Annotated in this window: 16 protein-coding genes; 13 read left to right on the top strand and 3 right to left on the bottom strand. The window is 42.7% G+C overall.

The window, feature by feature from the left end; genetic code table 11:
- Positions 1-625: 625 nt before the first annotated feature.
- Complete coding sequence (locus F5613_RS04135) at positions 626-1621, top strand: L,D-transpeptidase (RefSeq protein ID WP_394353438.1); 996 nt, start codon at positions 626-628, stop codon at positions 1619-1621.
- A 48-nt stretch (positions 1622-1669) separates the two neighbouring features.
- On the top strand, positions 1670-2338 hold the full coding sequence (locus tag F5613_RS04140) for a murein L,D-transpeptidase catalytic domain family protein (protein WP_179398775.1): 669 nt from the start codon (positions 1670-1672) through the stop codon (positions 2336-2338).
- A 237-nt stretch (positions 2339-2575) separates the two neighbouring features.
- Here the strand turns inward: F5613_RS04140 and tpx are convergent, their stop codons facing one another.
- A complete protein-coding gene (gene tpx / locus F5613_RS04145; protein WP_179398776.1) occupies positions 2576-3076 on the bottom strand; it encodes a thiol peroxidase in 501 nt (166 codons plus the stop codon).
- Between the two features lie 163 nt (positions 3077-3239).
- On the opposite strand from tpx, the gene rmuC reads away from it, so the two are divergent.
- The 11 genes from rmuC (at position 3240) to F5613_RS04200 (ending at position 18606) form a co-directional block, all read left to right on the top strand.
- Positions 3240-4511: a DNA recombination protein RmuC gene (gene rmuC, locus F5613_RS04150; RefSeq protein ID WP_179398777.1), complete on the top strand. Its 1272-nt coding sequence runs from the start codon at positions 3240-3242 to the stop codon at positions 4509-4511.
- Between the two features lie 24 nt (positions 4512-4535).
- Positions 4536-4925 carry an L-rhamnose mutarotase gene (locus F5613_RS04155; RefSeq protein WP_068186992.1) on the top strand — a complete coding sequence of 130 codons (390 nt, stop codon included), beginning with the start codon at positions 4536-4538 and terminating at the stop codon, positions 4923-4925.
- A 48-nt stretch (positions 4926-4973) separates the two neighbouring features.
- Positions 4974-6557 (top strand): YfcC family protein, encoded by a 1584-nt coding sequence (locus F5613_RS04160; protein ID WP_179398778.1) that lies wholly within the window; start codon positions 4974-4976, stop codon positions 6555-6557.
- A gap of 80 nt (positions 6558-6637) precedes the next feature.
- Positions 6638-7222, top strand: coding sequence for an RNA polymerase sigma-70 factor (locus tag F5613_RS04165; RefSeq protein WP_179398779.1), 585 nt, complete (start codon positions 6638-6640; stop codon positions 7220-7222).
- A gap of 94 nt (positions 7223-7316) precedes the next feature.
- A complete protein-coding gene (locus F5613_RS04170) occupies positions 7317-8246 on the top strand; it encodes a FecR family protein (RefSeq protein ID WP_179398780.1) in 930 nt (309 codons plus the stop codon).
- A gap of 228 nt (positions 8247-8474) precedes the next feature.
- Entirely contained in the window at positions 8475-11816 is a 3342-nt protein-coding gene (locus tag F5613_RS04175; RefSeq protein ID WP_218858860.1) for a TonB-dependent receptor, read from the top strand.
- A 25-nt stretch (positions 11817-11841) separates the two neighbouring features.
- Positions 11842-13473, top strand: a complete 1632-nt coding sequence (locus F5613_RS04180; RefSeq protein WP_179398782.1) for a RagB/SusD family nutrient uptake outer membrane protein — start codon at positions 11842-11844, stop codon at positions 13471-13473.
- An 83-nt stretch (positions 13474-13556) separates the two neighbouring features.
- The gene (locus tag F5613_RS04185; protein WP_068187003.1) at positions 13557-14693 is read left to right on the top strand and encodes a SusE domain-containing protein; all 1137 of its coding nucleotides are present in this window, start codon (positions 13557-13559) and stop codon (positions 14691-14693) included.
- A 64-nt stretch (positions 14694-14757) separates the two neighbouring features.
- Entirely contained in the window at positions 14758-15891 is a 1134-nt protein-coding gene (locus tag F5613_RS04190) for a glycoside hydrolase family 76 protein (protein WP_179398783.1), read from the top strand.
- Between the two features lie 29 nt (positions 15892-15920).
- Positions 15921-17120 carry a glycoside hydrolase family 76 protein gene (locus F5613_RS04195; RefSeq protein WP_068186976.1) on the top strand — a complete coding sequence of 400 codons (1200 nt, stop codon included), beginning with the start codon at positions 15921-15923 and terminating at the stop codon, positions 17118-17120.
- A 46-nt stretch (positions 17121-17166) separates the two neighbouring features.
- Positions 17167-18606: a glycoside hydrolase family 125 protein gene (locus F5613_RS04200; protein WP_179398784.1), complete on the top strand. Its 1440-nt coding sequence runs from the start codon at positions 17167-17169 to the stop codon at positions 18604-18606.
- Between the two features lie 264 nt (positions 18607-18870).
- Here the strand turns inward: F5613_RS04200 and F5613_RS04205 are convergent, their stop codons facing one another.
- Positions 18871-20745, bottom strand: a complete 1875-nt coding sequence (locus F5613_RS04205) for a RagB/SusD family nutrient uptake outer membrane protein (RefSeq protein ID WP_179398785.1) — start codon at positions 20743-20745, stop codon at positions 18871-18873.
- A 25-nt stretch (positions 20746-20770) separates the two neighbouring features.
- Positions 20771-24286: a SusC/RagA family TonB-linked outer membrane protein gene (locus F5613_RS04210; protein WP_179398786.1), complete on the bottom strand. Its 3516-nt coding sequence runs from the start codon at positions 24284-24286 to the stop codon at positions 20771-20773.
- Positions 24287-24329: the final 43 nt, after the last annotated feature.

Raw genomic sequence — 24329 nt, forward strand, 5'->3', positions numbered from 1 at the left:
TTGACAATTGTGGTAATGCATTACGACAGTTGTCAAAATACATTTTGACAACTGTCGAACGAATACTACTCTTAAGTATTCTAATTTAGTTACAGTCATGAAAGAATTTCTTTACTTAAGAGATTCATTTATTTATAAACGGGAAATGTAAATCATCTTCACGATACTTTTCAAACCAGCAAACGGCACTGTTGTATTCAACACAAAAGGGTGAAAGTGGAGTACAACTCAAAAAAATAATACATAACAAATGACAGATGAAAAGGATCTGTCACTCAGCATCTGTCATTGTCAGAAGCCGCTTCAATAAAAGGATCTGACTGCAAAAATGATGGATGACAGATTGTTTAGTCAAAAACAGTTTTTAATTGAAACAACTAAAATAAATTCACTAGTATTCCATTAAGATTGGGACGTTATTAAAAATAAAGAATCCGAACAGCATGCACGTTAGTATCCGAAAACTTCTTGATTTTAAGTGCTACTTCGGTGGTATGGAAATTACAAAAATTCGATTAACTTTGTAAGAGCTCATATAATAGCTTTTTGCTTGTGGAAATAAGATAAATGAGTATATATTGTTTCTTTTCAGCAAAACAATTATTTAACGAACCATTGATATATGATGAATCGAATATTCCTTCTTTCACCGTTACTGATGTTCATATTTATTTTCACCTTTTGCTCTCAAAAGGAAGATACATCTGTTTTGGAAGAAAGCAATGTACCCGACACCACAACCATCGTCTCACCGGCGCCTATTATAATCGTCATCGAAAAGGATCTGCTTTACAACGAGTATACATTGGCCGATGAATACCCTTATAAAGATACGATCCGGAGTTTCCAATGGGATAAGATACGCGACCTGTTACATCTTCTGGACTCGGTTCAGCAGCAACATAATAATTGGGCTATCCTGCAAAACTATAAGAATATGAATGGGGTAGCTCCGCTGGTCAAAGAATTCAAACGAAACGTCTACAAGCGTGTGGCTGACATGCATGGAGTAGAGCGCTTCCAATCCGTCCCCCTGTTTCATCCCGCTGATACGGTAACCGGAGAACGCTATGGGCGCGACGGCTCGCCAGTCAGATACCTCGGAGAAGAAGGCGGATTAGCCCGGGTATGCCTTTTGTCGTCAGACGAAGAGTGGCTCGTGCCCCAAAAATACGTCAAAGTAATTGGAGACACGATCACTTTCAACCATGCCGTTTTTGTAGATCGGCACAACCAGAATATCGCCACGCTGGAAAAGGTCGGTTCCAAGTGGCTGGTACGAAGCATGAATCCCATCACCACCGGTCTGCACCGTCCTCCATACGCGCAGGAAACTCCATTAGGAATTTTCCTTCTGCAGGAAAAGAAGCAGAAAATGATATATCATAAAGATGGGACTACCGAAACAGGAGGCTTCGCTCCCTGGGCAAGCCGTTTTACCAACGGTGCCTACCTGCATGGTGTACCCGTAAATGTACCTCGCACCACCCCGATTGAGTATAGTGCTAGTCTGGGCACAACGCCTCGTTCGCACATGTGTGTACGTAATGCCACTTCACACGCTAAATTTATATACGAATGGGCTCCGGCAGAAAAAACAGTAGTTTTTGTACTCGAATAGGTTGTAGCTCAGAATAATAGTATATATTTGCACTCGTAATTTTTCTTTATGTATAGATTTGTATTATTTTTATTGTTATTACTGACTCCAGTTCATTTTTCCTCAACGACTTCCTGGATAGAAGCCGCCGACAACAACAAATTGTCCGGAAGTATGCAGTTGTATCTGGATATGCAGTTGTCCGACCGGGTGAGTTTTCCGGCCTTTGAGCAAGCGCTTTCCGGTTACGAAAAGATTGCGCACCGGAAAAATATCATAACATTGATCGATTTCACCAAACCGTCCTCGGAAGAACGTCTTTTTGTTTTGGATATGGATCAGCACTGTGTATTATATTCATCTGTTGTTTCGCACGGCAGAAACAGCGGCACCAATTATGCCACTTCCTTCTCTAATAAGACGGGATCGTATCAAAGCTCTCTCGGATTTTATGTAACAGAAAACACCTATAACGGAAAAAACGGTTACTCCCTTATACTCGAGGGACTGGAAAAAGGATTCAACGACCGGGCTAAAGAACGCGCCATTGTGATCCACGGAGCCGCCTATTCAAATCCTTCGGTAATCGCCAATACAGGACGGTTAGGCCGCAGTCAGGGCTGCCCGGCACTACCCGAGGCAGTCAGCGCCAAAATCATCGATACCATTAAAGGCGGAAGTGTATTGTATATCTATGCCGGTAATTCGGAATATGCGCAGAAAAGTGAATTTCTGTAACCTTGATCCCATCTTTCTACATTTATAAAATTAAAGTTTGATTTCAAACAACACATTTGCACTTGTGAGGGAAAGCATATTCCTTCACTAACATATTATTAAGTATAAAATTCTGACTGATCCTGAATAAAAGGGAGGGGGGTTGAGCGACTGAAAAAAAAGAGAGCCGCGAGATCTCACATCCGGCGACTCTCAACACTAACCCTTAACTTTAACCAATGAAAAACAATAATCTAATTAATGTAATGAAGCTAATACAGCTTCATAATTTGGCTCAGTTGTAATTTCCGGAACTAATTCCTCGTAAACAACCTTGCCTGCTTCGTCAATTACTATAACTCCTCTTGCAAGTAAACCTTTTAGAGGGCCATCAATCAGAAGCATCCCGTACTTATCTTCAAAGCATGAACAACGAAACGCTGAAAGTGCAACTACATTTTCAATACCTTCCGTAGTACAGAAACGTCCATGCGCAAAAGGTAAATCTTTCGATACTGCCAATACCACCGTATTGCTTAAAGAAGCTACTTCTTTATTAAATCTTCTTACAGAAGCGGCACAAACCGAAGTATCCAGACTTGGAAAAACATTTAATACGACTTTTTTCCCTTTTAAATCATTCAGTGACAACTCAGACAAATCAGTTTTTACACCTTTAAAATCTGGAGCTACTGTTCCTACTTCCGGCAGTGAACCGTTTGTGTGTACCTCAATACCTTTAAAATTTACGCTTGCCATTCTTATAAATATTTATTAATTATACTTACTTAAAAGCGGCTTACAAATATAAGCTACTTTTTATGGATTAAACAAGTAATAACACCCAAAGTTGCCATATTTAACATTTTTTAATTGGTTTTACCCATTTCATAATCCCTATATTTGTAAAAAAATTAAAAAGATGATAGATATTGTACTGATTACGCTACTCCTCCTTATCTTGATTGTGCTTATTTACCGCACCCGAAAAGAGAACCAGAAAGTTGAATATGAAAGAATTAGTACTGAAATGCAACGATCGTTCGAACGGATTGAGCGCAATTTCAGAGAAGATTTCAAGTTGAACAGGGAAGAAAGCCGGGCCGTAAGCAAAGACCTCCGCGAAGAGCTATCGGTTAATATGGAAATATTCCGTAAAGCGTTCGAACAGGGGATACAATCTTTTAATCAGTTGCAACGTGAAAAATTTGCTCAGCTGGACGAACAGCAACAGCGAATGATTACAAATACAGAAAAGCGGTTGGAAGAAATACGTGTGACTGTCGACGAAAAACTACAGAAAACATTGAATGAACGTATCGGACAGTCCTTTCGTATGGTTTCAGAACAATTGGAGAGTGTACAGAAAGGATTGGGCGAGATGCAGACACTGGCCCAGGATGTAGGTGGATTGAAAAGGGTGCTCAGTAATGTTAAGACACGGGGAAACATTGGCGAAATACAGTTAAGTATGTTGCTTGAACAGTTGCTTGCTCCCGAACAATATGACGCCAATGTGCGCACGGTGAAGGGCTCGTCGGACGTGGTGGAGTTTGCAGTCAAGCTTCCGGGGAAAGATGATACGAGGGATTTCGTTTACCTGCCCATTGATGCCAAATTCCCGAAGGATGTGTACGAGCAACTTCTTAATGCTTATGACTCGTCGGATACCCAAGCCATTGATGCTGCCGGGAAGGCATTGGAGAGCACCATTCGGAAAATGGCAAAAGATATTTCGGACAAATACCTCGCTCCTCCGGCTACCACCGATTTCGGGATTATGTTCCTACCCTTCGAAGGCATTTATGCCGAAGTGGTACGGCGTTCTTCCTTGTTGGAGGAACTTCAACGTACATACAAGGTGGTGGTTACGGGGCCTACCACTCTGGCGGCCATTCTAAATAGTCTGCAAATGGGATTCCGCACGCTGGCCATTCAGAAGCACTCGGGCGAGGTGTGGACTATTTTAGGGGCTGTTAAAAAGGAATTCGAAAAAGTTGGCGGTATGTTGGAAAAGGCTCAAAAGAACATTCAGGCAGCCAACGGACAACTGGACGAAGTGTTGGGAACCCGTACAAGGGCGATACAGCGCAAATTGAAAGATGTAGATTCGTTGGGGGATGCCGAAGCAAGAGCCATCATCCCGGAGATAGGTGCATTACACAAGGATGAAGAAATAGAAGAATATAAATAGGTTACATTATAATAGATAAAGATTATGAACAGGACAGAAGACTTTGGGTATATCACCCCGGTTTATACAGGAGCTGTAAAAAGATATTGTCAGACATTGGATCTGAAAAATGATCCGGAACTGATTAAAACATACAGACATTGGCACAGTAAAGAGCATATCTGGCCGGAAATACCCAAAGGCATCCGCGAGGTGGGCATACTCAATATGGAGATCTATTTATTGGGAAACCGTCTGTTTATGATTGTGGAAACTCCGGCCGACTTTGACTGGGACAGTGCTTTCGGCAGATTGGCGACACTGGAGAGGCAAGCCGAATGGGAAGCCTTTGTAGACAAATTCCAACAAAGTGAAGCGGGTGCTGCCTCGGATGAGAAGTGGCAACGCATGGAACAGATTTTTCAATTGCCCTGAGTTTAGAAATAACCTGAAGCATTGCCTTTTTAATAAAATTACATTCGCATGAAGAAAAGACAAATACCTCATACCTTTACAATTGTTTTTTATATTATTATTTTCTGTGCTCTTCTCACCTGGTTCGTGCCGGGAGGTAAATATGTGGAACAGATTGCCCCAAACGGCGATAAGACCATGGTTTATCAGCAAGTGGAAAGTATCCCACAGACCTGGCAGGTTTTATCGGCATTCTTTGAGGGTTTTGTCGATAAGGCAGATATCATCATATTTATCCTTATAATAGGTGGCGCCTTCTGGATTGTTAACGATAGCAAAGCGTTCGATATTGGTACCGTCGGCTTTTTGCGGAAAGCCCGGCGACTGGAAAACAACCGGATGTTACGCAGGATTGGCGTCGACAATTTTATAATTACCTCCATCATGCTTCTTTTCAGCGTATTCGGTGCAGTGTTTGGCATGAGTGAGGAAACCATCGCCTTTACCATTATACTTGTCCCCATGGCCATCTCCATGGGATACGACTCCATTACCGGAGTTAGCATGGTGTTTGTTGCGGCAGCTTTGGGTTTTGCCGGAGCCATCCTCAATCCGTTTACCATTGGTATTGCACAGGGATTGGCGGGTATTCCGCTGTTTTCGGGCATCGAATACCGTATCTTTTGCTGGATAATTATCAACATAGCCGGTTTTACCTGGATATTACGCTATGCAAACAGGGTAAAGAAGAACCCTCAATTGTCTCTCGTTTACGAAGAAGATCAATATTGGCGCGACCTGCATGAAAACGGTAGTCCGGAGTTCACGTATCACACACCCCGTATTGCGTGGATCAGCTTTGGCGTTACGTCGGTCATACTGATTCTTTTTTCCATAGCCTACCCCACCTCTTCACTGCAGATCGGGAATGCAGTCATCAACGGGCTGCCGGCCATTCCGGTGCTTACGGGATTGTTTATAGTCAGCTCCGTTTTTGCCTTACGCAAAACGGTTCACCTGTATATACTGAATCTGCTTTTCTTTACCATATTCTTTTTAATTACGGGAGTGATGGGATATGGCTGGTATATCATGGAGATTGCTACACTTTTCTTAGCCATGGGATTGGCGGCCGGTATCGCCAACAACAAAGGTCCGAATGAATTGGTGCAGCTATTTCTGGCTGGATGCAAAGATATCATGAGTGCGGCACTGGTGGTGGGAATGGCCGGAGGTATCATCGTTATCCTTCAGAAAGGGATGATTATAGACACCATACTTCATTCGCTTGCCGAAAAGATGAGCGGCATGGGACAGATTGCCACCGTCGAGATGATGTATGTAATTCAAAACCTGATCAATCTGGTGATCCCTTCGGGTAGTGCCAAAGCGGCTCTTACCATACCTATCATGGCGCCGTTCTCGGACTTGATCGGGTTATCCAAACAAGCCACGGTCATGGCCTTTCAGTTTGGGGATGGATTTACAAATATGATTACACCAACGTCGGGGGTTTTAATGGCCGTATTGGGTGTGAGCCGTATTCCTTACGATAAATGGGTGCGCTGGTCTTGGAAGTTCATTTTATTCCTGATATTGCTCGGAGCCATTTTACTGTTACCTACAGTTCTGATTCCGATGAATGGCTTCTGAGGAATGCACAAAATCGGAATACGTTGCAGGTCCGCAAATGAATTTGTACATTTGCCGGAACAATTCAACGGTTCCGTTCTATGCAAACAGATAAGACAAACAATCTTCAGGCTCCTGCTGCTGCATCTTCGTTTACGGAGATTTTCAATCAGTATCAGGAGCGCTTTATTCTTTTTGCAAATTCGTATGTAAGGAACCAGGCGGTTGCCGAAGATATCTGCATGGAAGCTATGCTGATCTATTGGGAAAAACGGGATTCGCTTCAACCCGGAACAAACATTCCGGCTTACATTCTTACTATTGTTAAAAACAGAGCCCTGAACCATCTTCAGCACATGCATGTACGTCTGGAAGTGGAAGACCGGATCATGGATCATGCTTCCAGAGAGCTGAATCTGCGTATTTCAACGTTGGAGGCCTGTAATCCCAGCGATCTGTTTTCTACTGAGATTCAGGAAATCATTCATGACACGATCCGGACTTTCCCTCATCAGACTCAAAAGGTGTTTATGATGAGCCGGTTTGAGAATCTTACCAACAGGGAAATAGCCGAAAAACTGGGATTAAGCATAAAAAGCGTAGAATTCCATATAACCAAAGGTTTGAAAGTGCTGCGCACCAACCTGAAGGACTATTTACCATCCTGGGTTTTACTTGTCATCTAAAAAAAATTTAAATTCTCATTAGGGTATTTAACGTCTGTCTTGTTATTATAGCAGAGACCAGACATATTGTTGTCTTCAATCATGAATAAAAGAAATGGATAAAGAGACCTTACATCGGTATTTTGAAGGGAAAAGCACGTTGGAAGAGGAAATACAGGTTGTGAACTGGGTGGAAGCATCCGAAAGCAACCGGAAAGATTACCTCCGGGAAAGAATGCTTTGGGACGCGGTAACTCTGACTGCCAACTCGAAGGATTTGGGAGTTCCTGTGCAAAAACGTGCTGACCGGACCAGTCTTTGGCGCGCAATAGCTGTGGCGGCATCGATTGCCTTGCTTTTGGGTATATCGTGGACAATCTGGGATCGCTCTGCAAATCTTGTTTCTCAGCAAAATCAGACAATCATCGTACCTGCCGGTCAGCGGGTACAGCTTCTTCTGGCTGACGGGACGAAGGTATGGCTTAATTCGAAAACCACCTTCACCTACCCTGCTGCATTCAGCAGTAAAAACAGGGAAGTCACACTTAACGGTGAAGCTTACTTTGAAGTAAAAAAAGATACGGAACACCCCTTTATAGTTAAAACAAACCTATACGATGTAAAGGTATTGGGTACCACCTTTAATGTGTATGCTTACGAAAATGCCGATTATTTTAAAACATCACTTATAAATGGTTCTGTAGAAGTTCTGTCCGACCACTATAAAATAAACTTAAAGCCAGGCGAAGTGGCAACCGGAACCAGCGGCTCCCTGAAAAAAGGGACGATCTCCAATCTGGATGAATTCAGATGGAAAGATGGTCTCCTATGCTTTGACGACGAGCCATTAGGAACACTTATGGAGAAATTCTCGATCTATTACGACATCCACATCGAAGTGGCCGATCCGGGATTACTGTCGTACCGGTGCACCGGTAAATTCAGGCATAACGACGGAATCGAACACGCTTTAAAGGTAATACAGAAAGATCTGAACTTTACTTTTACCCGCAACGACGAATCAAATACAATTACATTGAAATAACAGAGTGTTAACTATTTTAATTTAATATCATGCAGAACATCGATACATAAAACATCAAAAAAAAGAAATGCCGGAAAGTAGTGGTGTACCTCCCGGCATATGTCAACACGAGACAATCCAATTTATTCTCAGTATTAACAATAAATCCATTACAAAGTTATGATAAATATTCTTTGTCGAAATCCCTATGGCTTAAAAAAACATAAATTAACCCATCTGGTGCGGATTATGAAACTATCGATATTCCTATTATTCGTCTTTGTTTGCTCGGGATTGGCCGAAAACGCCCATTCTCAGAATGCAAAAGTTACGCTAAACAAACAAAATGTGATGGTTAGCGAGATCTTAAATGAGATAGAGAATCAGACAGAATACCTGTTTCTCTACAACAAAAAAAATGTAAATGTGGAGAGAAAGACCTCTCTTAATGTTACAAACGAGTCTGTTGCAGGAATTCTTAACAGGATTTTCTCCAACACAAACGTCAGTTATGCAATGGAGGGTAAACACATTGTGCTGTCAAAGCATGATGCACCGGTATCTGTTGCCAGTCAGGAACCGGGACGTACCATTACAGGGTTGATCCGCGACGAAAACGGAGAGCCTGTAATCGGGGCCAATGTGATGGTTGCCGGTACTTCCATCGGTACCATTACGGATATAGACGGTAACTTCTCTTTGCAGGGAGTGCCGGACAAGTCAATTATCCGCGTATCCTATATCGGATATTTAACCCAGGATGTGGTATTAAAGAAAGAAAACTCGTTGCAGATCGTACTTCGCGAAGATACCAAGAAACTGGACGAGGTAGTGGTTATTGCCTACGGTACAGCCCAGCGTAAAAGTATTGTGGGTGCGGTGGACCAGATTGCATCGGGTGTGATTGAAGATCGTCCCGTTGGAAACCTTACCCAGGCATTGCAGGGAGCTTCTGCCAACCTGGTAATTCAGCAGAAGAGCTTCAACCCCAACGATAACAGCGTTAACATCAACATCCGCGGTATCAGCACCATGAATAACAATGATCCGCTGGTAGTGATTGATGGTTTGGTTGTTGAACAATCAAGCATGAATAACCTGAACCCGTCCGATATCGAAAATATATCTGTATTGAAAGATGCCGGTAGTGCGGCTATCTACGGTTCGCGGTCGGCCAACGGTGTTATTTTGATTACCACGAAGAAAGGTAGAAAAGACGAGCGTCCCGTAATCAAATTTACAGGAATGGTTGGAACACAGAATCCTCACATTCTTTTCAAACCGGTTAAAGGATACGAAAATGCCATCTTACGCAACCAGGCTTTGGTAAACGGAGGCTCTGCTCCCATCTATTCACCGGCTCAGATTCAGGGTTATCAACAAAATGGCGACTCAGAATGGTTCCTGAATGAGATTATGAAGAATGCCTTACAGCAGAATTATAATTTAAATATCTCGGGTGGATCGAAAAACTCTACCTACATGATCTCCGGAGGATATTATGACCAGGAAAGTAACTTTGTAGGATCCGAGTATGGTGTGAAACGCTATAATTTCCGTACAAACATGTCTACCGAGTATCAGAGACTTAAGTTAAGTACCTCCATGGCTTACGTGCGTACAGACGGTACAGATCATACCACTTCTTCCGGTACGCTGATTGTGGATGCCTCACGTATTCCGGTATACAATACCTATTCAATGAAAGATGCCAACGGTCGGTATCTGGTAAACGACGTATTATCGGAATTCAACCCGTTGGGTATTCTGGAAGCTGGCGGTAAGACCTGGAAAGATGAAGACAACTTTACCGGATCTGTGAATGCCGACCTTGATATTATCGATGGTTTAAAGCTAAGGGGTGTATTTGGTGGAGATCTTCGTTCTAACCACCGTCTCATCATGCGTAAGAAAGTTCCTTTTTATGCAAGCGAAACAGCTACAGTTCCAAGTGGTTATGCAAACTCGAACCGTGAAACGGAAGATTACAATGAAAAGGTTCTTTTCCTGAATTCGCAGCTTATGCTTGACTTCAACCGCACCTTTGCCAAAATGCATCAGATTACCGGTTTGTTGGGAGTATCCAACGAGTCGTACACCTTCAAGGCAAATGAGCTGAAAAAGAAGTATACAGATCCTGATTTAGGTATTCCGGTTTCGGAAACCGAAATAATTACTTCCAGTTACAACACGCCTAACAGAACTACCCAACGCAGCCTTTACTCTGTGTTCGGTCGCGCCGGATATTCCTACAATGGAAAGTATTACGGAGAATTCAGTTTCCGTTACGACGGTTCTTCCAAGTTTGCAGAAAACAACCGCTGGGGATTCTTCCCTTCTGTTTCGGGAGGATGGCGTGTGTCTGAAGAGGCGTTCATGACAAATTACCGCGAACGTTTCGGCGAATTGAAGTTGCGCGGATCGTACGGTATCCTGGGTAACCAGAATGTGGACGATTATCAATATCAGACTACGTACAACATTACAAACAATGCATACGGGTTTAATAATGTTTCGGTTGCCGGTACAGGCTTTACCTTTGCCAATAAAGAGTTGAAATGGGAGCTTTCCAAAACATTCAACGTGGGTGTGGATGCAACCTTCTTCAATAATTCGGTATATGCTTCGTTCGACTATTTCAACAAGCGTACTTCAGACATCTTAATCACTCCGGAGGTTCCCACCGTATACGGAGGTGCCGTTCCTAAGTACAATGCAGGTGAAATGCAGAATCAGGGTTGGGAAATCACCCTCAGCTATCGTTTCAACAAAGGCGATTTCCGTCACAACGTAGGCTTGAATCTGGCTGATTCATGGAATGAGGTTTTGGCATTCGACGGGAATGAGCAGATCAGCAGCTCGGATCAGATGCAGCGCATCATCCGTGTAGGGTTACCGTTTAACTCCTATTACGGTTACAAAACCGACGGATACTTCCAGAATATAGATGAGGTTAAGAACGGAGCCATCCCTGTGGGTGCTACGGTTCAACCGGGAGACGTTCGCTATGTAGACCGCGACAATAACGGTGTTATTGATGACAAGGATCGTTTTGTATTAGGAAATGCATTCCCTCGTTATACATTTGGTATCACCTATGATATGAGTTGGAAAAACTTCGATTTCAATCTTTTGCTGCAGGGCGTAGGTAAACGTTCCATGTTCCTCCGCGGCGAATTGGTTGAACCGTTCCACTCCAATTATTCCTATACGATGTTTACACATCAGCTCGATTACTGGACTCCGGTTAATCCCGATGCCCGTTGGCCGCGTCTGGCCGCTCCCGGCACAGCTTCCAACACGAACAATTATGGAAAATCGTCGGATTTATACCTGTTCAACGCGTCTTATCTGCGTTTGAAAAACATCCAGATCGGTTATACGCTACCGAAGACTATTTCGATGAAAGCCGGCATGCAGAAGTTACGTGGTTATGTAACCGCCCAGAACCTGCTTACTCTTGCCAAGAACGGATTTATCGATCCGGAGTCTACAGAGTTTGGATCAAACATGGGTAATAACGGGGCAAACAGCGGACGTAACTATCCTACACCTATCTATGTAGGTTTTGGCTTAGATATAGAGTTTTAACCTTTACGTTTAAAAAGATACAGATATGAAACTGAATTTCTTAAAATATAGCGTGGTTGCAATGGCATGTCTGGCTACCTTATCGGGTTGTCAGGATCTGGATCTGGCTCCCACCGATAAATTTACAGAGGCTAATTACTGGACTTCACCCGAAAAAGCATCCATGGTACTAAATACCGCTTATAGTCAGCTTAGCAGCAGCGGACGGTATTTCAGTAACGAGACCTTATCGGACAATATGTACGAAGGCCGAGGCAACAGCAGTGAAAAGATGATCTCTTCCGGTCAGGCCGATGCTTCCAACTCAAGATTTTCCGACGAATGGAAGAATTCGTATGCAGGTATTAAAACCTGTAACGTATTTCTTGAAAATGTGGATAAAGTGCCCAACATGAATGAAACCCTGCGTAACCGCATGAAAGCGGAGGCTCGTTTCATCCGCGCATGGCTTTATCTGCAGCTTACCACCTGGTATGGAGATGTTCCTTTGTTTGATAAAGACATCTCCTTGTCGGAGTCTAAAACCATCGCCCGTAGTCCGAAGGCAGACGTACTGGCATTTATCTACAGCGAACTGGACGAGGTAACCGAAATTCTTCCAGTAAATACAGCTTATGCCGAAGCCGACCGTGGACGAATCACCAAAGGGGCAGCCATCGCTCTTAAGGCCAGAGCTTATTTATATCAGAACGATTGGGCAAACGTAGCCGCAACATGCGAAAAATTAATTGGTAATACGGCCAATGGAACTTACGCACTGTTCCCCTCCTACGCTGGTATCTTTAAGCCGGAGAATGAATACAACAGCGAAGTGATACTGGACTATCAGTATGTTCCTTCTCTGCGAGTTTGGGAGGAAATGTACGACATGGCGCCTCTGTCTGCCGGAGCCCGTATCAACGCCAAAGCTCCCACGCAGGAGTTGGTGGATGACTATCTTATGCTGAATGGTAAAGCGATACATGAATCGGGATCAAACTACGATGAAAACAATCCCTACAAGAACCGCGACCCACGTCTGGATGCAACCATCGTTTACCACGGTGCCAAGTGGACCAGACCGGACGGAACTGTTCAGACCATCTATATCAAACCGGGTTCTACCCCCAGCGACAATACCTATGGTAAAGTGGACGAATATATCGGTGCAGGATCGAACTCAACCTCAACCGGCTATTACTTGAAAAAGAACTACGATCCTACGTCGGAGATCGGTATGAAATCGGGTTTGAATCTCATCTTGATCCGTTATGCGGATGTACTGTTAATGTATGCCGAAGCAATGAATGAGCTTGGAAAGATGGATGAAGCTGTTTGGAATAAAACCATCCGTCCGCTTCGTCTTCGCGCCGGATTTACCGACGCTCCTGCCTTGAATTATCCAACGGAAGGAAACATACAAACCATTATCCGCCGCGAACGCAGAGTGGAACTGGCATTGGAAGGGTTGCGTATCTTTGATATCCGCCGTTGGAAGACTGCAGAAACGGTATTGAATACCTATCCTCATGGGGCACGTTTCGGCGAGGCAAGCATTGACAACGGCTATATCCGGTTGGAAAAACGTTCATTCAATCCGGAACGCGATTACTTATGGGCTGTTCCATTGTCTCAAAAGGACTTGAATCCTAACTTAGGACAAAATCCGGGTTATTGATTCGTATCGTGATACGTAAATGAAATAGTATTTGTATGAAATTGCATAAATCAAAAGCAGTTAATTTTCAAAAAGACAAAATTATGAAAACATTAGTAGTTAAATCGACCATATTTCTCTCTTTTCTTTTTGCATTGATGTCTTGTGTAAACGACGACACATTGGAACATCTAAAGGTGACAACCGTAAAAACGCTGTATGCTCCGGACAATAACAAGGCTGTTAAACTGGAAAGCTCTGCGTCTGCCAATATTTTGTTCGAATGGGAACAGGCCAAAGCAGAAGACGGTGGTCTGGTGATGTACGAAGTAGCATTCGACGTAGAGGGCGGCGACTTCTCTAAACCTATCTACAAACTTACATCAGACAACAATGGTACTTACAATTATGCCACTGTTACTCACAAAACATTGAATAAGATCGGTGCGCTGGCAGGATTGAACTCTTCGGAAACAGGTAATATCATCTGGACCGTATTTTCGTCCAAAGGGGTGAATGAGGTAAAAGCCGAAGAGGTAAGAACCATGACTATTACACGTCTGGCTGGTTTTGCAGAGGTTCCTACCGATGTATATGTTACCGGTGAAGGTTCTGAAGGCGGTGCTGATTTGTCGAAAGCCATTAAATTCAAGGCTGTTGCCAACGGAGAATTCGAAATTTACACCAAGCTTACTGCCGGAAAGAAATATCATTTTGCCGATGGTACCAATGCAGCTGCCAAGACCTATTTCGCTGATGGCGAGGTATTAAAAGAAAACGGAGAGAGCACAGTGGCTAAAACGGGTGTGTACCGTATCAATCTGGACTTCACTACCGGTGCGGTTGTTTATACCGAAATCAGCAAGATGGAAATCTTCTTCGCTCCTACAAACTCATACCTGTTTGAACTGCCTTATGTTGGTCAGGGTGTTTGGAAAGCAGCGAGTCAGCCTATTACATTCAAGCAAGAAGGATGGGGACGCGACGAACGTTATAAATTCCGTATGACTGTAAAAGAAGGTACTGAATTTGAATGGTTCGGAAGTGTTAACGGAGATAATTCTCGTCCTAACAACTCAACGCCCGAATCATTCTGGTACATGGTACCGGTTTCGGGTGATCAATGGAATAATTGCTTCAAGTTTGCCGGCGAAATTGACAACAGCCTGAGTGATGTCAGCGTTGTTTTCCAGGCAGACAACAGTTATACTCACATCATTAAAAAAGTAGGTGATCAATAACAGTAAACAAGCCGCCCGGAAAAACCATTCCGGGCGGACTTATCATCCTAAAAAGTATATACACATGAAAAATATTCTATTCTATTCATTATCCATCTTTTTGCTTTCCTCTTGTGGAAAAATAAATGATATACCCTTGAACGATCCAAACGATGTGGCTGTAAACTGGACTGCAGCAGCAGACAGCAGCAGTCAGTCTCTGGCCAATGGCTTCTGGAATTCGGGTGGTTCTTACTTCAACTACAATAACAGCGGCAATACAGACTTTCATTACTGGCCGCAGGCTCACGGACTCGATGTGCTGGTAGATGCTTATTCGCGCACGGGGAACGCTGTTTATAAGAACGAGATAGACCAATGGTTTACAGGTGTCAAAATTAAAAACGGCAATACCTTTTATAACAATTTCTACGATGATATGGAGTGGAACGCACTTGCCATGTTACGTGCTTACAATGCCACAAAAGATGAAAAATTCAAAACCGCTGCTTTAGATGTCTGGAGCAATATCCAGACCGGATGGAATTCTACCATGAATGGAGGAATCGCCTGGAAAAAAGATCAGCTTTATTACAAGAATACCCCCGCCAATGCTCCCGCCTGTATTTTAGCCGCCCGTTTATATAAACAGTTTAACGGTGCAAGCGACCTGGAATGGTCGAAGAAAATTTACGCATGGATGAAAGAACATTTATTTGAAGCTGGTACCGGATTTGTGTACGATGGTATAAACCGTGAAAACAACGGTGCAAAAGACAACTGGAAGTTTACCTACAACCAGGGAACATTCTTAGGTGCAGCCCTCGAATTATACAACATCACTGGCGAAAAGGTCTATTTGAATGATGCCATCAAGGCAGCCGACTATGCCCTTAACAGCAATGTAAACAGCAACGACCGTATTTTACAAAGTGAAGGCTCCGGAGACGGTGGTCTGTTTAAAGGAATCTTTGTCAGGTATTTTACACAGCTCATTCTTTGTCCCGGACTGGAAGACGGAACGCGTAACCGGTATGTACGATTTATGGAGCACAATGCAAAAACATTGTGGAATGAAGGTACGAACAAAACCGGTGTGTTGTTTGGTCCGTATTGGAAAACAAAACCCAATGCACAAACCGGACTTACAGAGCAACTAAGTGGCTGTATGCTGATGGAATCAATGGCACTTTTAAAAGAAAAATCAGTAATTAAATAGTTGTGTTAAATCTTTAGAACAGAGTGATTATGAAAGTTAAAGTACTTAGTCTTGCATTTCTTTGCCTACCCTTTTTGATAGGAGGTTGTGCTACACGGAAGACATCCGACAAAACCAGCGATCTTTCCGTAGCCGATTCGTTGCTTACCAACATCCTATCTCTTTACAATGTAGAAAAACACGGATTATTGTCGGAAACCTACCCCGTAAATCCAGACAACCAGGTTACTTATCTGGCCGAAGGAAGCGAACAAAAGAAAGGTCAGGAAGTCTCTTTTCTATGGCCCTATTCGGGTATGCTGTCAGGATGCGTTTCTCTTTATAAGACAACGGGAAATCAGAAGTATAAGGAAATACTTGAAAAACAGATTCTACCCGGACTGGAACAATATTGGGATAACATCCGCGAACCGTTCTGCTACCAGTCGTACCCCATGTTCAATGGTAAAAGCGACCGTTTTTACGACGATAACGATTGGATCGCCATTGATTTCTGCGATTACTACGAACTGACAAAAGAACCCGCCTATCTTGAAAAGGCAGAGGCCCTGCACAAGTATATCTACAGCGGATGGTCGGACGAACTGGGTGGAGGTATTTTCTGGTGTGAGCAACAGCGTGTTTCAAAAAACACCTGCTCCAACGCTCCGGCTACAGTGCTTTGCATGAAACTTTACAAACTCACGAATAAAGCCGAATACCTGGATTGGGCTAAAAAAACCTATGCGTGGACCAAGCAACATCTGTGCGATACAACCGATTATGTATATTGGGATAACATCGCTCTGGACGGCAAAGTGGCTACTCAGAAGTATACCTATAACAGCGGACAAATGATTCAGGCCGGTGTTCTTTTATACAAAGAAACCGGAGATGAAACTTATTTGCAGGATGCGCAACGTACGGCAAAGGGATCTTTCGAACATTTTACATCCAGACACCGGCTTTCGGATGGAAAAGAGGTCCTTTTCTACACAAGTTCACCGTGGTTTAACGTAATCATGTTCCGCGGACTTAAAGCTTTGTACGAAGTAGACGGTAACGCGCTTTATGTAAACACCATGGCAGAAAATGCCCGTTATGCGTGGGCAAATACCCGCGACGAGAACGGATTACTCGGTCACGACTGGTCCGGACAAAAAACTAAAAAATACAAATGGTTGCTGGATAACGCTTGTATGCTCGAACTATTCTCGGAAATGAGCGAACTTCCATCTGTAAAATTATAACTTTGCAGAGAATAACCATATTTTTCAATTCTAATAATAAGATAAGATGACTTCCAGAAGAAATTTCATCAAAGCCGGTGCTTTTTCGGTAGCCGGTTTGTTAGTAGGCCAACATTCCTTTGCTGTACCCGGTATGCCGGAAACAACACCTTATGTTTGCAAACGTCCGCTTCCGGGTGCCCGTAATTTTACATCCAAAGCAGTCGAAGAGGCCATTGCCGCCACAAAAAAGCAGATTAAAGATCCGAAATTGGCATGGATGTTTGAAAACTGTTTCCCTAACACGTTAGATACAACCTGCGAACATAAAATGGTAAACGGCAAACCCGATACGTTTGTTATCACCGGAGATATTCACGCCATGTGGCTGCGTGACTCTTCTGCACAGGTTTTCCCTTATATCACCTTCGCAAAAAAGGATAAGGCTTTGCAAACGATGCTGGCAGGGGTGATCTATCGTCAGACTAAATGTATTCTGATCGACCCGTATGCCAACGGCTTCAACGAAGGCCCCACCGGCAGCGAATGGGAAAGCGATAAGACCGATATGAAGAAAGAGTTGCACGAACGCAAATGGGAAATCGACTCTCTTTGTTATCCCATCAGACTTGCTTACAACTACTGGAAAAATACAAACGATACCAGTGTTTTCGATGCCGAATGGGAAAAAGCAATGGAAACCGTCTATAAAACATTTGTAGAGCAGCAACGCAAAGACAATCTGGGCCCCTATAAATTTACACGCGTAACCGACCGTCAGGGCGACACGCTCCTTAATTTCGGATACGGAAGTCCGGTTAAGCCGGTTGGATTGATCGTATCCTCTTTCCGTCCATCAGACGATGCCTCCCTGTTTGGCTTCCTGATTCCCTCCAATCTGTTTGCCGTTACTTCGCTAAGACAAGTAGCCGAGATTATGCGGAAGGTACGCAACAACGGTTCATTTGCCGGAAAATGCGAAGCCTTAGCCAACGAAGTAGAGGCAGCAGTAAAGAAATACGGTATCTGCGAGCATCCTGAATTCGGTAAAGTATATGCCTTTGAAGTAGACGGCTTCGGCAGCCGTGTATTCATGGACGATGCCAATGTTCCAAGCTTGCTGGCCCTCCCCTATCTGGGCTGCGTGGAATTAAACGACCCCATCTACCAGAACACACGGAAAATGGTTCTGAGCGATTCCAACCCCTATTTCTTTAAAGGAAAAGCAGGCGAAGGAATCGGTGGTCCGCATATTGGTTTCGACTATGTATGGCCGATGAGCATTGTGATGCGTGCCAACACATCCACCGATATGGCAGAGATCAGGAAGTGTGTTCAGATGCTACGCGATACAGATGGCGGCACAGGCTTTATGCACGAATCATTCCATAAAGACAACGCGGCCGACTTTACCCGTTCGTGGTTTGCCTGGGCGAATACGCTGTTTGGCGAACTGATCTACCGCCTGGTAAACGAAGGAAAACTGGATGCGATCAAAGTATCGTAAAACCGATATCCCGATTTAAAAGAATTCTCAATTTCTACATATAAAGAGAGCTAAGCTTAATTGTTTGGCTCTCTTTTTATATAACACTACCTATTTTACTAAATAAACAATCGTAAGATTATACAGATAAAGATATCTTGACAGAAATTTAGTGTGGGAAATACAGTAATAACCCGCTGAAATTAAATTATAAAAAGTAAAGGGGGCGGGTCAAAAGGCCCGCCCCCGATAGGTTAGTTTACATTATTAGGTATTAGATATGAATTACCACCCAGGATTCTGCACCAGACTGGGCGTTCTTTTAATCTCGTCATCCATAATAGGGAAAAGATAATGACGAGGCGCTACAAATACGCGATCTTCAATTTTGTAGCGTTCCATTCTGTATTTTTTACCATTGATCACAATCTTTCCATTCGCATCTTCAACAGGTCTCATCCCATGAATTGCGCGCTGACATTTTGGATATGGCCAATAATTAGCACCTTGCGCCATCCATTGAGTCTCCTTAGCCAGTTCGGTAGAGCTACTTGGTTCAAGATACAATCTTGAAGTCCAGATACGGTTGTTTTCATAAAACAACTCAACACGACGTTCCCGTTGAATATATTGATTCATTAACTCCTTGCTACCCAAAACGCTTGGAGGCATTGGGGCCATCCATGATCTGGCACGAACCTGGTTGATAAGATCATATATTTCCTGAGTAGGACCAGTTGTCTCATTCACCGCTTCTGCATAGATATAGATGAACTCAGGCAATCTCCAGATAGCAGGACCGTTGATAATAAATCCCTGATCACGGTTCCAACCTTCCTTAAAGAATTTACGCAGATAATAACCTGTTGTTGTAGCGTTACTTCCACCGATACGATTATTTCCTTCAGCCGTATTAATCTGTGAATTCTTGAAAACAGCCCCATGATACATTATATCACGATGGAATCTCGGGTCACGCTTTACACTTGCATACGGATTTGCATCATCGTATCCATCGGTGGTTGCTCTATCAGCATATACAGGATAACCATAACCGTCCGGACCGATATACTCATATTCGTCCACTTGTTCCTGAACAGGCATCTGACGAGAAGAACCTTGAGAAGTAGGTGGATAACAGTCACCCTGCCAACCTTCACTCTTGTCGCGTGTAACAAACCATACCCATTCACCCATAATTGAATTCATGTCGTAGTACATGTTCCAAAGGCGTTTGTAAACCTTCGATCCATTTTCATCTTTACCCCGGTCATTTTTAAACGTTTCGTTATCAGCATCCCCTGTATAGAGTGTATAACGGGCTGCTCCATCCACTTTAAAATCAAGGAGAGCTTTAGAAGCCACCTTTGCAGCCTCCCATCGTTTCTTATCATAGGTATATTCGGCTTTAAACTGGCGGGTATCATCCGGCATAGTACCACCGTTCCACATTGGGGTAGCAGCCATCCAGCGTACAATGGCCTTCAATCCAAGACAAGCACCTTTTTCTACACGGCCAAAATCTGTACTTAACCATCTGTCAGGAACACGGCTATAGGCAGAATCTGCATCAGCACAAATTTTCTCTACCAAAGCATGATAAGATTCCTTTTTAAAATCCATGCTTCCTTGCGGATCAATGGTATGATCAATGTAAGGAACTTCACCATACATTCTGATCAATAAGTAGTGGAAGTAGGCTCTAAAAAAATAAACTTCACCAATCCGTTTTTCTAAATCTCCTGGATTGAGAATATTATCAGGGGTATTGTACTTTCGCACACCTTCCAGGATAACGTTTGCCTTACGGATATTATCATATAAATCCCACCAATACTGTCCACAGCTACTTCTGTCGGGCATCCCCATAGACGACCAACCTCCGGCATTAAATACGTTTGTCAAACTTTTTTCTGCCGTTGATCCTTCACATTCATCCGTTACAGGAGCTGTTGAGAAGTGATTAAAGAATACCAGGGGACGATTGGCAAACTTAGCTCGCTCATATACTTTGGTTACCAATCCATCTACCTTATTATAACGTTCAAATACCTGCTGTTCATTCATTTTATCATCAGGCTTTTTGTCCAAAAAGTCATCGCTGCATGAATTCATCACCAGACATAGGATGAACCCAAGTAAAAAACTAATATTTTTCATACTATATTTCATATTGATTTATAGATTAATAAGTAATATCTATTCCAAAGTTAAATACCCGTTGGATTGGATACCAACTACCATTACCATCGCCAGTTTCAGGATCTACATCAACATCATCCAAGCCATCAAATGTTAGTAAATTGAGTCCCTGTATGTAAATACGCACATTTTGTAAACCTGCAATACGAATTGTACTTTTTGGCAAAGTATATCCTATTTCAACATTCTTTAAACGTACATATGACGCGTCGTATAAAAACAAACTGCTAGAAGCATTCTTATTATTGTCATTATTGGTTGAATGTAATGCTGGATATGTAGCAGTTTCTGCCGTTTCCGGCGTCCATCTGTTCAAGTGCATTTTTTTAACTTTACCATACTTGTCGCTATCAAACAACGGGAAATCGTAAACAGCTGGTCCGTTCAATAATACACTTGCGTTGGTAGCTCCCTGGAACAAGAAGCTCATATCAAGGCCTTTGTACTGGAATCCGATAGGAAGACCAAACATAATTTCGGGGGTACGAGGATTACCCATCGCTGTTTTGTCTCCTAAATCATTAATTTTTCCATCCTTATTTAAGTCCTTATACACAACATCTCCTGGAATCAGCGGCCCCCACTGCTGGAAACCAGTACCATTATTCATGGCATTCAATTTATCCGCCTCAGCCTGATCCCTAACAAAATGATCCACAACATAGACAAAATGCTCATCCACTCGCTTACCGGTTGCTGCACGATATGAATTTTCACGATAAATTTCATTCATAAAAACAATTTTGTTTCTTGCGAATGTAAAGTTCGGTTTCAGATAATAACGGAAGTCTTTCCCAATTTTACCGTTCCATCCAATTTCGAAGTCGATACCGTGGTTATCAACGATACCTGAATTGATATAAGGTGCATCTTTACCTACGATATCAGGAAAACCTAACTTATCTCCACCAGACAAGCTTGTAATAATGTCGTAACGATGTTCGTTAAAGAAATCGACAGAGAATGTTAGTTTTTCATTCAGGAATGCAGCATCAAGTCCAATATTCATTTTTCTTGATTTCTCCCATGTCAAACTTGGATTTGCAAGAGCTCCCTCCTGTACACCTCCTACGGCATCTATATCAAAGCCATTTTGACCAAATCGATACCCACCACTGTTTTCAAAGAACTGGAGGTATGTGAATCGTTGAGAGATTTTATCACTACCAACCAAACCATAAGAACCTCTGATCTTCAGATTATCCAACCACTTGTTAGTACCTTTCATAAATCCTTCACGAGAAATTACCCAACCAACAGAACCTGCAGGAAAAATACCATATCTATTACCAGGAGCAAAGTTCTCAGAACCGTTATAACCAATATTAAATTCAGCAAGGTACTTATTATCATACGCGTAGGTTGCTCTACCTGTTAAACCTTGATAACGATATTCAACATCATCGTTGTATGAACGAATTGACCTATTAAACAATGCCATTGCACTCACATCGTGTTTACCGAATGAGTTCAGGTAATCTAATTTAAGCTGATAATAGGTTCTTCCTTGAGAAGCATTTTGCGAAAAATCATTTTTGAGTGTCTGATCAACCTGATATTTATTCCCTGTTTTATATTCACCCTGGTAATGGCCTGGAGTCATGTAGATATCCATCCCATCTTTTGGCATAAAAGTCGCATATCCGGGATACTCTTTATAACCCTCTTTATAGGTTTCTACTATTCTCTTAATCCATCGACCTTCTTCCGCATCGTAAGAGAATACCCCTTCAATCTTCAAACCTTTTGTAATAAAGTCAAGCTTATGTCCTAAAGAAAAGGATCCATTCAAAAATGTTTTCTTTTCATTCAGATACCCTGTTCTTGATAATTCACCCAAAAGGTTCCATCTATGTTGCTGGTCACCATATAACATTGTGCCATTATTGTTTGCTAAATAAACTTCATTTAGAGGATTCCCATTATTCTCTACAATAATAGGCAGATATGACGGTTGAGTATTACATATTTCCACTACTCTGCTAGCTGTTGTTCCGGGAGCATTTCTGTCTGTGATCCGAGCGGCAAGGTCAATCTTCGCATAGAAATTCTTAGTAATATCGACGTCCACATTCGCTCTGAAATTATATCTCTTAAATACAGCCTGTGTACTATACATGGCAAGATCCGTATGTTTATAGTTTCCGGATTGATTGAAGTAATTGGCCATTACAAAATAGCGGGCCCTTTCAGATCCACCACGGATTGATAAACTGTAATCCTCCTGTGTTCCGGGTTTAAAAGCATAATCAAAATAATCCCAGTTATACCCCAGACCGTCCGAGTTATCACCTTTAGCTTTTCTAAAATTAGCTATGGCTTCATCCGTAAACAAATTTAATTTAGAAGGGTCTAACCCTTTGCTATCATTCAGGATTGCTTCGTTGTACAACGTAGCATAGTCGGCAGATCCCAAATATTCGGGGAATTTAACCGGACTGTTTGTACCTATGGATGCTTTAAAGTTTACGGTAGCACGCTCCTGAGCTTTACCTCTTTTGGTACTGATAATTATTACACCGTTAGCTCCGCGGATACCATAAGGTGCGGTAGCCGAAGCATCTTTTAGGATGGTAAAGGTTTCAATTTCTTCGGCAGACAGGTAACTCATGTCACGTTCTACCCCGTCAACGATCACGATGGGCGATTTATCTCCATACGTACCAAAACCGCGAATCTTAATATCCGCTCTATCCACACCCGGTTCACCACCGCTAAACTGGTTCACCATCAAACCCGGCATACGACCGGCCAAGGCATTATTCAAGTTGGCCGTTGGGCTTTGCTTCAAATCTTTGGTAGTAATGGTTGATACAGAACCGGTGATGGTAGCTTTTTTCTGGGTGGTATAACCCACTACAACAACTTCTTCCAGCGCTTTACTATCTTCAACCAACGTCACATTAATAACTTTCTTACCCTCTAATTTCACCTCTTTAGGCTGAAATCCAACATAAGAAAATATTAAAGTAGCATTGGCATAAGGAACTTCTACGGTAAATTTACCGTCCAGGTCGGTTATAGTTCCGGATTGAGCTCCTTTAACCATTACGTTTACCCCAACTAAGGGATCTCCCAGGTTATCTCTTACCTGACCGGTAATTTTACTATTTTGCTGTTCTACAGCCACAATAGGAGATTTTTTTTCTGCAGGGAGAAGTACCACCTGGTTTTCAGTAATCTTATAGGCACACTCTTTACCTGCGAGTAACAGATTCAGCGCTTCCTCAAGCGTGATTTTATCTGTATGAGCTGTTACTCTTTCTTTGTCATTCAAAACATTGTTCGAATAAATAATACTCACCCCATATTGCTTTCTCAATTGTTCGAAAGCTTCGTAAAGCGTCGCATTTGTTATAGACAGGGTTACTTGCGACTTCAACACATTGGCACTTATTGATAAAACACTTAATGACAGAAGGCCGATAGCAACGCATCTCCTCCATTTCCATCTACTCAGATCCAGGAAGGTCTGAGAAAAAGTCCAATGGCTTTTCATTCTATTAAAAAATAGATTCAGGTTGTTAGACATAATAAAAAGA

The organism is Macellibacteroides fermentans (assembly GCF_013409575.1).
Taxonomy (GTDB): domain Bacteria; phylum Bacteroidota; class Bacteroidia; order Bacteroidales; family Tannerellaceae; genus Macellibacteroides; species Macellibacteroides fermentans.

Coding starts and splice junctions, on each gene's coding strand:
- F5613_RS04135 (WP_394353438.1), top strand. CDS start 626: ATGAATCGAATATTCCTTCTTTCACCGTTACTGATGTTCATATTTATT.
- F5613_RS04205 (WP_179398785.1), bottom strand. CDS start 20,745: ATGAAAAATATTAGTTTTTTACTTGGGTTCATCCTATGTCTGGTGATG.
- F5613_RS04185 (WP_068187003.1), top strand. CDS start 13,557: ATGAAAACATTAGTAGTTAAATCGACCATATTTCTCTCTTTTCTTTTT.
- rmuC (WP_179398777.1), top strand. CDS start 3,240: ATGATAGATATTGTACTGATTACGCTACTCCTCCTTATCTTGATTGTG.
- F5613_RS04160 (WP_179398778.1), top strand. CDS start 4,974: ATGAAGAAAAGACAAATACCTCATACCTTTACAATTGTTTTTTATATT.
- F5613_RS04170 (WP_179398780.1), top strand. CDS start 7,317: ATGGATAAAGAGACCTTACATCGGTATTTTGAAGGGAAAAGCACGTTG.
- F5613_RS04180 (WP_179398782.1), top strand. CDS start 11,842: ATGAAACTGAATTTCTTAAAATATAGCGTGGTTGCAATGGCATGTCTG.
- F5613_RS04155 (WP_068186992.1), top strand. CDS start 4,536: ATGAACAGGACAGAAGACTTTGGGTATATCACCCCGGTTTATACAGGA.
- F5613_RS04195 (WP_068186976.1), top strand. CDS start 15,921: ATGAAAGTTAAAGTACTTAGTCTTGCATTTCTTTGCCTACCCTTTTTG.
- F5613_RS04175 (WP_218858860.1), top strand. CDS start 8,475: ATGAAACTATCGATATTCCTATTATTCGTCTTTGTTTGCTCGGGATTG.
- F5613_RS04165 (WP_179398779.1), top strand. CDS start 6,638: ATGCAAACAGATAAGACAAACAATCTTCAGGCTCCTGCTGCTGCATCT.
- F5613_RS04190 (WP_179398783.1), top strand. CDS start 14,758: ATGAAAAATATTCTATTCTATTCATTATCCATCTTTTTGCTTTCCTCT.
- F5613_RS04210 (WP_179398786.1), bottom strand. CDS start 24,286: ATGAAAAGCCATTGGACTTTTTCTCAGACCTTCCTGGATCTGAGTAGA.
- F5613_RS04140 (WP_179398775.1), top strand. CDS start 1,670: ATGTATAGATTTGTATTATTTTTATTGTTATTACTGACTCCAGTTCAT.
- F5613_RS04200 (WP_179398784.1), top strand. CDS start 17,167: ATGACTTCCAGAAGAAATTTCATCAAAGCCGGTGCTTTTTCGGTAGCC.
- tpx (WP_179398776.1), bottom strand. CDS start 3,076: ATGGCAAGCGTAAATTTTAAAGGTATTGAGGTACACACAAACGGTTCA.